Annotated in this window: 11 protein-coding genes; 4 read left to right on the top strand and 7 right to left on the bottom strand. The window is 33.9% G+C overall.

Features of this window, described 5'->3' with window-relative positions:
* Window positions 1-9 precede the first annotated feature (9 nt).
* Window positions 10-684: a DUF4271 domain-containing protein gene (locus ACIQ2L_RS01510; protein WP_396155734.1), complete on the bottom strand. Its 675-nt coding sequence runs from the start codon at window positions 682-684 to the stop codon at window positions 10-12.
* 108 nt (window positions 685-792) lie between these two features.
* Between ACIQ2L_RS01510 and ACIQ2L_RS01505 the strand changes: the two genes are divergently transcribed.
* From ACIQ2L_RS01505 to ACIQ2L_RS01495, 3 genes are read left to right on the top strand one after another with little or no spacing between them, the layout of a single operon-like run.
* Window positions 793-1,518, top strand: coding sequence for a polyprenol monophosphomannose synthase (locus ACIQ2L_RS01505; protein ID WP_396155732.1), 726 nt, complete (start codon window positions 793-795; stop codon window positions 1,516-1,518).
* An 8-nt stretch (window positions 1,519-1,526) separates the two neighbouring features.
* Window positions 1,527-2,867 (top strand): dihydroorotase, encoded by a 1,341-nt coding sequence (locus ACIQ2L_RS01500; RefSeq protein WP_396155730.1) that lies wholly within the window; start codon window positions 1,527-1,529, stop codon window positions 2,865-2,867.
* A gap of 10 nt (window positions 2,868-2,877) precedes the next feature.
* Window positions 2,878-3,282 carry a DUF4296 domain-containing protein gene (locus tag ACIQ2L_RS01495; RefSeq protein ID WP_396155728.1) on the top strand — a complete coding sequence of 135 codons (405 nt, stop codon included), beginning with the start codon at window positions 2,878-2,880 and terminating at the stop codon, window positions 3,280-3,282.
* On the opposite strand, the gene ACIQ2L_RS01490 is transcribed toward ACIQ2L_RS01495, so the two are convergent.
* Window positions 3,283-4,278 carry an NAD-dependent epimerase/dehydratase family protein gene (locus ACIQ2L_RS01490; protein WP_396155726.1) on the bottom strand — a complete coding sequence of 332 codons (996 nt, stop codon included), beginning with the start codon at window positions 4,276-4,278 and terminating at the stop codon, window positions 3,283-3,285.
* Window positions 4,279-4,573: 295 nt separating this feature from the next.
* Here ACIQ2L_RS01490 and tyrS point away from each other — a divergent pair, with 295 nt between their 5' ends.
* Window positions 4,574-5,875, top strand: a complete 1,302-nt coding sequence (gene tyrS / locus ACIQ2L_RS01485) for a tyrosine--tRNA ligase (protein WP_396155724.1) — start codon at window positions 4,574-4,576, stop codon at window positions 5,873-5,875.
* Window positions 5,876-5,929: 54 nt separating this feature from the next.
* On the opposite strand, the gene ACIQ2L_RS01480 is transcribed toward tyrS, so the two are convergent.
* The 5 genes from ACIQ2L_RS01480 to ACIQ2L_RS01460 form a co-directional block, all read right to left on the bottom strand.
* The gene (locus ACIQ2L_RS01480) at window positions 5,930-6,931 is read right to left on the bottom strand and encodes an acyl transferase (protein ID WP_396155722.1); all 1,002 of its coding nucleotides are present in this window, start codon (window positions 6,929-6,931) and stop codon (window positions 5,930-5,932) included.
* Between the two features lie 98 nt (window positions 6,932-7,029).
* Entirely contained in the window at window positions 7,030-8,910 is a 1,881-nt protein-coding gene (locus ACIQ2L_RS01475; protein WP_396155720.1) for a T9SS type A sorting domain-containing protein, read from the bottom strand.
* Window positions 8,911-9,014: 104 nt separating this feature from the next.
* Window positions 9,015-9,326 (bottom strand): T9SS type A sorting domain-containing protein, encoded by a 312-nt coding sequence (locus tag ACIQ2L_RS01470; protein WP_396155718.1) that lies wholly within the window; start codon window positions 9,324-9,326, stop codon window positions 9,015-9,017.
* A 103-nt stretch (window positions 9,327-9,429) separates the two neighbouring features.
* Window positions 9,430-10,587: an RICIN domain-containing protein gene (locus tag ACIQ2L_RS01465; protein WP_396155716.1), complete on the bottom strand. Its 1,158-nt coding sequence runs from the start codon at window positions 10,585-10,587 to the stop codon at window positions 9,430-9,432.
* Between the two features lie 170 nt (window positions 10,588-10,757).
* Window positions 10,758-13,556, bottom strand: coding sequence for a carboxypeptidase-like regulatory domain-containing protein (locus ACIQ2L_RS01460; RefSeq protein WP_396155714.1), 2,799 nt, complete (start codon window positions 13,554-13,556; stop codon window positions 10,758-10,760).
* Window positions 13,557-13,584: the final 28 nt, after the last annotated feature.

Raw genomic sequence — 13,584 nt, 5'->3', positions numbered from 1 at the left:
TTGGACATTCTAATGTGCTAAATTTTTTGTAATCAAATAATAAATAAAATAGTAGGGCGCTATTTCAAGTGCGCAAAGATACAAAATAAAATAAAACAACTTGCTCATTAATAAATTTTGATAAATTTTCAGCGAAACCAAATAAGAAAAAAGGTTTATTATTAAAATAACACCAATTACGCAATAAATCAAAACATTTGAAGACGAATTATTATAAAACAAATAAATGTTTATAGGTAGCAAAATCATTCCAATAAACGTACGGTAACTAACTTTCTGTAGGTTAAATTGTTCTACAAATTCTTCGATGTTAAAAACCGCTGCAACGATCTTTTCGATCAAAAATTTAGAGAGCACAAATATGCCGAAAAAAGTAAAAATCCGAAGAAATACAATCCAATCTGTTTTGGAAACGTAACCTAAAGTATGAAGTACTATCTGAATAAAAAATGAAAATGAAATAACCTGAACTATGAACATGAGTATTGTAAAACCACTCATTAAATGGGAGGGGTCTTTATAGACTTTTATATATTTATCAGAAACTAAAATTCTGAGGAATTCACTAAATCTACCTTCAAACGCTGTTTTTGTAATAGCAATTAAAATAAAAGAAAATACGAAAAGATAGGTCGCCCAATCTCTAGGTTCTAAAATACGTGGCTGTAAAACAGTTTCTATCATAATCCCTACAAAATTACTGATTTTTTATTTGTTAAATTATTATAAAATTATTAAGATAGTGCTCTGATAAAAAGTTTATTTTTGCAACTAAGTTTGACAGCGCTTACTATGAATGACGGTATTGTAATTATTCCAACTTATAATGAAATTGAAAATATTGAAAGCATCATTAAAGCGGTGTTTTCCTTGCAAAAACAGTTTCATGTTTTAATTGTTGATGATAATTCTCCAGACAAAACTGCCGAAAAAGTGCGTCAATTGCAAGCAGAGTTTGAAGGCCAATTGTTTTTGTCAGTACGAATGAAAAAATCTGGACTTGGAACAGCTTACGTTCATGGTTTTAAATGGGCACTTAAGCACCAATATGAATACATTTTTGAAATGGATGCCGATTTTTCACATAATCCAATCGATTTAGAAAGATTACATGAGGCATGTAATACAAATCGCGCTGATTTAGCTATTGGTTCTCGATATGTTACTGGTGTGAATGTCGTAAACTGGCCTTTAAGTAGGGTGTTACTTTCTTATTTTGCATCGGTATATGTCCGAATGATTACAGGCATGAAAATCATGGATGCAACAGCAGGATTTATTTGTTACCGCAGAGAGGTTTTAGAAAAAATAAATTTAGATAAGATTAAATTTATTGGCTATGCCTTTCAAATAGAGATGAAATACAGAGCTTTCGCTAAAAATTTTAACATTCAAGAAGTACCAGTCATTTTTACCGACCGAACTAAAGGACAGTCAAAAATGAGTAGTTCTATTATTAAAGAAGCAATTTTTGGTGTTATTTCATTACGATTTAAAAAGTTTTTTAACCAATTATAAACGCAAAAATGAATACCGTTTTAATAAAAAATGCGAAGATTGTAAACGAAGGAACCATTTTTGAAGGAGATGTTTTGATTGAAAATGAATTTATTGTTGAAATTTCGGAAAGCATCAGCCCAAAATCCACCAGTTGTAAAATTATAGATGCCGAAGGTAATTATTTAATTCCGGGAGCTATAGACGATCAAGTGCATTTTAGAGAGCCAGGTTTAACGCACAAAGGCGATATCGAATCTGAAAGCGCAGCAGCTGTTGCTGGCGGAATCACTTCTTTTATTGAGCAACCCAATACCGTTCCAAATGCCGTTACTCAAGAAATATTAGAAGAAAAATATAAAATTGCAGCCAAAACGTCTCATGCCAATTATTCTTTTATGATGGGCGGAACCAATGATAATTTAGAAGAATTATTAAAAACAAACCCCAAAAATGTCGCTGGTATTAAACTGTTTCTTGGCTCTTCGACTGGAGATATGCTTGTAGACAGTTCAGAAGCTTTGGAGAAAATATTTTCTAACACCAAATTGCTAATTGCTGTTCATAGTGAAGATGAAGGTACTGTGAAAGCGAATTTAGAACGTTATAAATTACAATTCGGGGAAGACATACCAGTAAAGTTTCATCCTGAAATTAGAAGTGTAGAAGCATGTTATAAATCGACTGTAAAAATTATTGAATTAGCAAAAAGGACCGGAGCCAGACTTCATGTTTTTCATATTTCTACTGCAAAAGAGTTGGAGTTGTTTACTAATAAAATTCCTTTAGAAGAGAAACAAATTACAGCCGAAGTTTGTATTCATCATCTTTGGTTTTCAGACGAAGATTATGCTACTAAAGGCAATCTGATTAAATGGAATCCTGCTGTAAAATCTTCTGAAGATAGAAAAGCGCTTTGGGAAGCCCTGTTAGACGACAGAATTGACGTTATTGCTACCGACCATGCGCCGCACACTTTAGAAGAAAAACAACAAGTGTATACCAAAGCACCATCAGGCGGTCCGTTAGTTCAACATGCAGTGGTAGCCATGTTTGAAGCCAACCATCAAGGGAAAATATCAGTGGAGAAAATAGTCGAAAAAATGTGTCATAATCCAGCTAAAATTTTCAAAATTGAAAAACGTGGCTTTATCAAAGTAGGCTTTTATGCTGATTTGGTTATTGTAAATCCTTCATCACCATGGAATGTTAAGAGAGAAAATATTTTAGCAAAATGTGGCTGGTCGCCTTTTGAAGGATATAACTTTAAATCACGTATTACGCATACTTTAGTAAATGGGGAATTAGTTTATCAGAATTTTAAAGTAAAAGACATTCACGTTGGAAAGCGACTGCTTTTTAATAGATAATAGTAAGAAAATGAAGAAATTTATAGTATTAGTTTGTTGTGTTTTTTTGGTTATCAGTTGTAATGACACTCCAGTTGCAAAACCTAAGAACTTAATTGCGAAAGATAAGATGGTCGACATTTTGTACGACATTTCATTGTTAGAAGCAATCAAAAGTCAGAATATTGATGGTGGAATAACTAGTAAAGCTGGAAGTGAATATATATACAAGAAGTATAAAATTGACAGTATCCAATTTGTAAAAAGTAATAAATATTATGCTTCAGATATCGAAGAATATAAAAAGATGTTTGAGAAAGTTAAAGAAAGACTTAGCAAAGAGACATCAAAAACAGAAGGAGCAACTAATAATAGCCAGCAAGTTCCATCAACTTCTGTTTCACCACCAAATCAAGATGTGCCTCAAGTACAATAATTATTTTTGCAAAGAAGTCACTTCTTTAATGACACTAGCAATGCTTTGAAATTCAAAATTCAAAGCATTTTTTATTTTTTGGTTCGATATACGTTCGGAAGAAAGTAGTGAATGGGCACTATATTTTGAGAGCGTTCTTTTGGTTCTAAAAATGGTTGCCAGTATCCAATCCAATCGCCAAGCGATGCTTAAAACCCAAGGTTTTGCCTCAAATTTTGGTTTTTTAACCTCAAGGTTTTCGGCAATGTCAAAGATTATTTTTTTAAAGGAATTATTTTCAGCAACTACAATAAATCGTTCACTTACAATATCGCTTTTCATTAGATGCATCATAATACTAACAACATCAGTCACACCAACATAAGCAGAAGTTCCCTTGGTGTAAAATGGGAATCCTTTTTTTATGGCAGAAAAAAACAGACCACTGCCTTGATTCAAAAAACCAGTGCCAAAAATAACACCTGGATTTACAATAACAACATTCAATCCTTCTTGTTGTCCTCGCCAAACTTCAATTTCGGCACCGTATTTAGAAATGGCATAATCACTGTGGGGCGCTTCTGGATTCCACTCGGTTTCTTCATCAATAGCATTTTCATGAGGTGCTAAACTTCCTAATGCAGCGATGGAGCTCACATGACAGAGTTTTTTTATTTTGTATTCTATGCAAAAATTGACCATATTGGCCGTTCCTTCAATGTTAACTTTTCGAAGTTTACTTTCATCATTTGGATCATACGAAATCAACCCGGCACAATGGTATACGTAATCTATATTCTTGAATGCTATTGCTAAGGAAGGAACATCAATAATATCAGCTTGTATCCAATCAATTTTAGGAAATAATGATTCTTTTTGATAGCTTTGAAAAAGGGATTTGGTTTTTTCGATAGATTTCGATTCTCTATAAATAGCGCGAATAGTAGATTCACTCTCTGCCAAATGCAGCAGTAAATGTGCTCCAACTAAGCCTGTTCCGCCTGTGACTAAAATCATGTGGTAAAGATAATAGATTACTCCGTCAGTTCGCTTCGCTCGTGTGTTAGATTTTTAGATAAGTAGATTTGATAAAAAGTACACTGATAGTCTTTCTTCTAGCCCTGATTGGAGTGGCATCTTTACACCTGTCAGGTTTTTAAAACCTGACAGGTGTAAAATATAACGGAAAGCAGGAACCTGCCTGCCGGCAGGCAGGCAGGTTCGCTTCCATAAAATCCTTAATTTAAAAATCCTTAATTCCATAATCCTAATTCCCAATTCTGCTTATATTTACGGCAAATTTGTTTGTAAAATGGAAAATCTTGTAGAAGAATTAAAATGGCGTGGCTTGTACCATGACAGCATGCCTGGAACCGAAGAACAATTGCTTAAGGAAGTTACGACCGCTTATATTGGATTTGATCCGACGGCCGATTCGTTGCATATTGGTAGTATGGTGCAGATCATTTTGCTACTTCATTTGAAAAATTTTGGACACAAACCGATTGCTTTGGTTGGTGGCGCTACGGGTATGATTGGAGATCCTTCGGGGAAATCGGATGAGCGTAATTTGCTTAACGAAGAGCAGTTAGCAAAGAATGTGGCCGGAATAAAAAGAGTGCTGTCGCGCTTTTTAGATTTTAATCAAACGGGGGCCAATGCTCCGATTATGGTAAATAATTACGATTGGATGAAGTCGTTTACTTTCATTGATTTTGCTCGTGAAGTTGGCAAAAGAATTACCGTAAATTATATGATGGCAAAGGATTCGGTAAAGAAACGTTTGTCGGGCGAAACGGGTGATGGAATGTCGTTTACGGAGTTTACCTATCAATTGATTCAGGGTTATGATTTTTACCATTTGCATAAGCATTATAATTGCGTGTTGCAAATGGGCGGTTCTGACCAATGGGGAAACATTACAACGGGAACCGAATTGGTTCGACGCATGAATCCGAATACCGACGCAAAAGCATTTGCGTTGACTACGCCTTTAATTACCAAAACGGATGGTTCAAAATTTGGGAAATCGGAAGGTGGAAACATTTGGTTGGATGCTGATAAGACTTCGGTGTATAAATTTTACCAGTTTTGGTTGAATACTTCGGATGAAGATTCGGAAAAGTATATAAAGATTTTTACATTTTTGGATAAAGCTATTATTGATGCTTTGATTGCGGAACATAAAGAAGCGGCTCATTTAAGAGTGTTGCAAAGAAGATTAGCGGAAGAAGTAACGATATTGGTTCATGGAAAAGCGGAGTTAGATAAAGCCATTCAGGCATCAAATATTTTGTTCGGAAATGCTACTGCTGATGATTTGAAGCAATTGGATGAAGCGACATTTTTAGAAGTTTTTGATGGTGTGCCGCAGTCGGAAATTTCAAGAAAAGAGATAGAATTAGGAATCAATATTGTGGATGTATTGAATGAAAAATCAGGATTTTTGAAATCGAATGGCGAGGCGAGAAGGGCTTTGGCAGCTAATTCGATTGCAGTAAATAAAGAAAAAATAACCGAAGAATTTCAGTTGACTCCAAAAGATGTGATTAACAATCAGTTTGTATTGCTGCAACGCGGGAAGAAGAATTATTTTGTGATTAGGATTGTTTAACCACGAAGGCCACGAAGGTTTTTCACTAAGCGCACTAAGGGTAAAATGACTTTATTAAATAACCAGTAGGTTACAACCCCGAATATCAGCATTATCAAATCGTCCCAATACTTCAAATGAACCTGCGTGTTTGCCTGCTGGTTGATTGGGCTGTTTTTTGCCCAAATCTTGTGTGGCAATAAAAGAACACGAATTAATGTTGGCTAAGTCAATGACATTTATACCACCCGTTTTTCCATTATCAACATAGGTCAAAGCATCTTCGGTATCGCGAATTAAAACTTGCATCCACGCCGGACATTCGAAAATGCCATTACCTAGTGAATACGCTTGCGATAATAATTCGGTCATTCCATATTCGGAATGAATACTAGAAACACCAAAACCTTTACATAATTTTTCGTGTAGTTCTTCCCGAATCATTTCTTTGCGTTTGCCTTTCATCCCTCCGGTTTCCATGATGATGGTATTTTTTAATTGGAATTTATGCTGTTCAATCAAATCTAACAAAGCATAAGTAACGCCAATTAAGATTACATTTTGACCCGTATTATCCAATGCAACTAATTTGGTAATTAATTCATCATAATTCCGCAAATAGAAGCCGCTGTGTTCATTATTAGAAAGTTCGATTAAATCCTTAACCATATAAATCAACGACGAACCACTGCGCTCTAAATAGGATGGGAGTAATGCTAAAACCACATAATCTTCAATATTGCCATAAAATGAAGAAAAGGCATTTTGATAGCTTTGTTCATAAAGAGAAACATCGGTAACCAAGTGTTTGCTCGTAATCGTTCCCGTTGTGCCACTACTGGTAAAGATTTCTTGAATGGCATCTGTCGTAGAAACGATTTCATGGCTTCTAAAAAACTGAATCGGTAAAAACGGAATTTGTTCTAATGATTTTACTTTTTGAACATCCGTATTTAAAAAATCACAAAACTCATGATAAACCAAGTTACTTTCGTATTGGAAACGAAAAACTTTCAGCGCCATTTTTTCAAATTGTTTGTGGGATGAAATGGTAAATAGGTCTTGTGGATTTATCAAGGGATAAGTTTTTACTTTGTGGCAAAAGTAATGAAAATAAAAAAGCCCTAATCTCGTTTTATAACGAGACTAGAGCTTTTTGATATAGTTAAAATCAATTATTTAATAACCAATTTTCTTGAAGCTGTTTTTCCTTCTTCGGTAATATTCACTATATAAATTCCAGTATGTAAAGCACTAACATTAACAGTACTATCAGAAGTAGTTGTGTTTAAAACTAGTTTCCCTAGTACGTCATAAACAGCCACTGTTTTACTAGCGTTAGCAGTAGTTTCGATGAATAATGTTCCGTTTGAAACTGGGTTTGGATATAGTTGCAAACCAGTTATTTCGTTTGATGAAGTACCTAATGTAAAGTTAGGAGTTACATCAATTCTCAATTCATCTACCAACATTGTTGGTGTAGTCGTATTTGTGTCTTGTCTGAACAGGAAACCACCAAAATTAGCATAAGCAGTAGTTGGCGTTACTGCTACTGTTGGAGCAGCACTTCCACCAATAGTTGGGTTAATAAATAATGACAAAGTATTGCCTGTAAAGTCATAGCTTAAAACAACGTATTGAACATCGCCAGCGTTGTATAAGATTGGATCCCAATCTGTAGGAGCAGAACCTGAACCTAAACCATATTGGTATTGTGCTCCGTTTTTTCTAATCCAAACTCTTGCATTAGTTGTTGCTCCAGTAGCATCAGTAAATACAGCAAAGTAAGTATTTGCTAAATCTGTTGTAACATTTGCTAAATCACTAGCCGTCACAATAAATGAAGCGTAGACATATCCTGTATTAGTGCTTGTGAATAAAGTTCGTGACTCAGCACCTTGTCCTACAAAAGTAATTGAATTTCCTGTTGCAGTAATTCCAGGGTATGACATACTGCCTGAAGCAATTAAAATATTATCACCTGTATTAACAGCAGTCCATTTTTGCTCTCCATTTAATGAGTTTCCTATTGTATAAGGAAAAGATTCACTGAAAGGTAATGGATTAACAGGTTTACAAACAGGAGCAGCTACAAGTTTTGTAAAACCACATGTGCCAGTAACCGTTAAAGTGACGTTTACACCTTCAGTAATACCAGAAATTGTAATATTTCCAGTGGCAGTTGTAGATGGGTTGTCTCCACCAACAGTTCCAAAATTAGAGGATAAATTATAAGTCCCTGTATTTCCACCTGTATAAGGTATTGTAGCAGTGTAAGTGTCAATTCCTAAAGTAATAGCATCACAAGCAACAGTCTCAGTATTTAAAGTTAGCGCACAAGGTGTAGCGCCAAACCAAGTTGAATATACCAAAATCCCATCAACTATGATATTTTGAGTAGCTGAGTATTGACGTAAATAAACGGCAGCAACGTTAGCAACTCCAGAAGCAGAAGTAGAATGTTCAGGTGCACCTGCTGCAGCTTCGGTTGCTGGAACTCCAGCCGATTTAACCCAAATGCTCGCAGCGCCAGTTGTCGAAACATCATATTTAACAATTATTAAATACGTTGTGTTTAAATCAAAATCTGTTGGAACAGTAGCATAAGAAGCTGTACCTGTATTAGAAATACCAAAATTAATTTTACCAGCGTTTGCGGATGGCTTTACAAAAACTCTTGCGGTAAAGTTTGTACCATTTCCTAAATGTGTAAAATATCCCGCATCTCCAGAAACTACATTTACTAAAAATGAATAATATAAAGTTCCTGTGGTTACTGGTGCTGTGAATAGTTTATTGACATCTTCTCCATTATTATCAAGTTGTGCAGCATTTCCAACAACAGCAGCTGAAACACCCGTTAATCCTGAATAGCCAGTATATGTTAATCCATTTGATGTTCCAACGTCAGGTGAATTAGAATTAGCTCCACTATGAGCAGTCCATCCATTTGCAGTTAAAAGTGAATTATCAGCATAATTTAAGTTATCGGAGAAAACTTGTCCAAAAGACACTGTAGTTAACGCCAAAAGTAATAAAGAGTAAATTTTTTTCATTTTTTTAAATTTAATTAGCGTACAAAGATAAGCACAAATTTCGGTTGCGAAAAAAAAGAATGTAAAAAAATGATTAATTGAAGATTAATTTTCAAAAAGTTTAACTATCTGACAATTAGTTTTCTAGTGGCGGTAGTATCGCCTTCGGTAATTTTGATGATGTATACTCCAGGAGGTATAGAAGCGATGTTTAGTTCTCGAGAAGAAATGGTTGTTTGTAATACTTTTTTACCCAACACATCAAATATCAACACTTCTTTGTCTAAGCTTGTTTTAGAGGTGATGTAAATTTTACCATTACTAACCGGGTTAGGATAAAACCCTAAACTTTCGCCTTGCGGTTTTCCGTCTTGGGCAAACCCAGTAAACGAAAAAGCAAGAAAAAATAGAATACTATAAAAGTAGTTTTTAGCCATGACTTCAATTTGGTTGTTACAAATATATAAAAAACATTTCAAATAGTATACCAAAAAAAAACTCCTTCTTTTTGAGAAGGAGTTTTTTGAGAATTATATTCAATTATTGAATAAGATTTACACCATCTACTGTTGCCCAAGCACCATTTGTAAGTGCTGCTCCAGTAGCAGCATTGCTTATAGTATAGTTTTCGGACATAAAGTTAACAACTACAGTACCAGCGCCAGCAGCTTGAGAAGTACCATCGTTTATTTTTACATTGAACAGTTTTATTTTTCCACCATTCACTTGGTTAGTATTCGTATTGTTATCTTGAATACGAACAGCTGTAGAATTTGCAGTAGTATAACCAGAGATTACGATATTAGTAAATTCACCATTACCTTCTTTTTTGAATTGAATAGCATCGTACTCAGCTGCAGAAGAACCACCTTCCGTTTGTGTTCCTGTATTTCTTTTTAAAGTAATATTTGAAACTTTAGGAAAATAAGCATTATTGTTATTTGATGACTCTATCTCCATACCGAAGTTTCCTGTACCTGTTTGAAAAGCATACCAGTTAGTATTGTTTTCACCTCTCCATCCGTCTTGCCAGTCAAAAGAGTCATCGAAATTACCATAAGAAATTAAGTTTCTAGCACTTACGGTTCCACCATAAAATTCATAACCATCATCAGCACCTTTATAAGACACTAAGTTTTCAAGTATGGTTCCTGAACCAACTGAGTAAAAAGAGAATCCATTCATCTCACTTGTACCGTCTGTAATTTTTTTACCTGCATACTCTACTCTAACATAGCGAAGTGTACCTCCATTGTGTGCAGGATTAGTTCCTCCGTAAGATAATGCTAATCCATCTTCAGAAGTCTTTGTTGCAACACCACCAGCTCCGTTAATTGGAGCGTCACCATACATAATAATTCCTCCCCAAGAACCTGGTACTTTTGAAGTTTCTGTAAATACCACAGGAGACGAAGAAGTTCCGTTTATAATTAGTTTACCACCATTTTTAACAACTAAAGCATCAACACCACTTGTTTGATTTGCGGTGATAGTAGATCCAGCATCAAATGTTACAGTTACACCACTTTCAATTGTAACAATTCCATTTAATGTGTAGTTTCCAAAAGCAAAAGTTCTATTAGTCGTAATTGAACCTGTAATTTCTCCTTCTACAGGTTGCAAAGTAGAATCATCATCACTTGAACAACCGGTAAATAATGTGCCTAAAAGTACAAGCGTACCAAAAATTTTTTTCATTTTGTTTAGTTTTAAATTTCTTGGACAAAAATACGTTTGTCAAATTTTGTAATGGTTATGACACTGTTAATATAGTGTTAGTAATTGATTATTAATTTGTAAACAAAAAGTTTACTAATTGTAAATAAAAAAACCAATCACAAGGATTGGTTTTAATTAGAACTTTTTATTTAAAAAGTGTATCCTATATTAAGTGAAAAACCAGTTCCTCGTCTAAATGTTAGTAAATCTAATGATGGCTCGTTTATCGCAATTTTACTTTCATCTCCAAGTGATCTTCTGTATAAAGGGTTTAAAATATTATCGATACCAAATTTCACATCCCATTTTTTTGCTATTTTACTACCCCAAACCAAATCTAGTTTATTAAAAGGTTTTTCGTAGATATGGTCAAGACCTGCTATTCCAACAGCATAAATTCTTTCGCCAAAAACGCTGTATACAAGTGTTACAGTATTTTTCCATTTTTCATTAAAATCAAATTCATATTTTAAATCCGAATTGATTAACCAATTGGAAGCACCTTGCAATTGTCTTTGTTCGAATGTGTCAAAATACCCTTGACGATTTTTATCCACTTTGGCATTGGTATACATTAATGACGTGTTGAATCCGAAAGAGAATCCATCTAGGTTTTCATTCAATCTAGAAAGCTGTAGCAATAACTCTAATTCCGCTCCAAATAAGGTAGCACTTTCATTATTGAAATAGGTAATTATTTGACCACTACCAGTAGCAGCAGCTTCAATAGTTCTTTCTATTGGTTTGTCAATAAACTTTGTAAATAGTGTTGCGGCAAATAATTCTTTGTTAGTTGGGAAAATCTCAAACTTAATATCAGCATTATAATTTTCAGAGTTTACTAAATTTTGATTTCCTCTTTCTGTAGTTCCATCAGCATTTACATATTGAATAGGAATTGCTTCCATCAAAACAGGTCTTGTGATTGTTTTTCCAACTGCCATTCTAATATTGCTTTTTTCACTCAACTTGTATTTGGCATTCACAGAAGGTAAGATATCTAATTTATTATATTCCTGTTTTCTGAAAGGAGAATTAATTGGGTCTGTAATAGGTCTGAATTTTAATTCGCGAATAGTGTTTTCAGTTCTGATACCAATGTTAGTTTCAAATTTTTCGCTTATTGGCAGAAAAAGATTGCTATAACCAGCTACTACATTTTGAAATATTTTTGTTTTATAATCGGCATTAGATTCTTCTCTAAATGAAAAAACATTGTTTGACAAGTCATTTTCAAGAGCTGTATCAATAAAATTTAAAGTTATGTTTTGAGGACTTGCTGAAGTGTTTGGTCTACCAAAAATGAAACGATAGGTAGTTGCCAAGTCTTCTGCATATCCATTAAAACCAATTGACAATTTGTTTTTTTGTTCTTTCTTTCCAAATTTAAGAGAATATTCTGCTAAACCAGATAAGAAGTAATTCCCTTCAACTTTTAAGAACTGACGAATTAAATGATTTCCACCATAACTAGTTTGTATGGTAGTATCGTTAATTAGCGTTCCATTAATAAATTTTCTATCAGGTTGCTCGAAAGTTGTTTTTGAAAATGAAATACCAGCCTTTACAGAATGTTTGTCGTCTGCAGTAATTTTGTAACTGCCATAAGTTTGAAAATTCAAATAATCAGATTGTTCATATTGGTTAAGTCTAATTATTTCATTCGGATTTTGAACATTTGTTCGCGTATAACCAACTTGGTCTTGAATTAAGTTTTCTGTAGAACGAAGAAACAAAGCATTTGAAGACAATTTTAAACGATCTGTTTTGTATTGTAATCCAATTAAAGTAGAACTCTGAGTTTGAAATTTATTTTGAGTTCTTTTCAAATCATTGTCATATATTCCTTGGTTTCCTTGTGTAAATATTCTATCAACACCTTCTCTAATTTGGTATCTATTTTCAAAATTAGAAGAAAAAATATAGTTTAATTTAGCATTGTTTTTTCCAATAGTAAATTTACCTGTATGGGTAATTCCAAAGCTAGTATTTAATGGAGCTGAATATTCGGTAACATTAAAATTTGAATTGAAATCATTATTTATTTGTCCTGTTGGTATATTTCCAAAAGCACTCGGTAAATCCCTATTGTTTCCTCCAAAGCCAAAGAAGTTTTTTGCATCCGACGCATCCGACGCCATTGCAAAGTTTGATAAATTATTGTTTGTAGTTAAACCTGTTCCAAAATTAATTTTGGTTTGACTTTGATTTCCTTGAGATGTATTGATATTAACTGTTCCACCAGCAAAATCTCCATAAATATCGGGATTAAATGTTTTGAAAACATCCATAAATCCAACAATGTCAGTTGGAAACAAATTTAATGGGATTATTTTTTTAAATGGACTGTTAGAAGGAATTGCCATGCCATTTAATAGTAAATTATTGTATCGATCTTCTAATCCACGAATAAATAATCCACGATCTTCTACTTTTGTAAATCCAGTGATTTTAGTTAATCCTTCTTCTACATCACTAACTCCTTTACGTGACATTTCCTGAGCACCAATACTTTGCTTAATTTCAACTGCGTTTTTTTGCTCCATTAAAAGTGCCGTTTCTTTTTCTCTACTTACTGTATTTTGAATAACCACATCTTTTAACTGATAGCTACCTGAGCCTAGCGCTTTATTAATAGTTACCGTTTCACCAGCTTTTACTTCCACTTTTTCCTCTATGTTTTCGTATCCTAAAAAGCTAAACTGAATAGTATAGGTTCCTGCTTCAACTGAAATAGAATATTTTCCTTTGTCGTCAGTAGTTACTCCAATAGTAGTACCTTTCAATACAACATTAGCAAAAGGTAAAGATTCATTGTTTAAATCTTTATCGGTTAAGGTTCCAGTAATTGTTCCTTTGTTTAGCTTCGCTCCGTTCGACTGCGTCTCGGGTTGAGCATAACCAAGAACCGTTAATAGTAAAAAAGTAACAATTAATTTAAGTTTCATTTTGTCTTGTTTAATTTTGGTGCAAAGG

The organism is Flavobacterium sp. (assembly GCF_044369455.1).
GTDB lineage: Bacteria > Bacteroidota > Bacteroidia > Flavobacteriales > Flavobacteriaceae > Flavobacterium.
The sequence above is the reverse complement of the archived record's forward strand: the minus strand, read 5'-3'. Positions and strand labels throughout refer to the sequence as shown.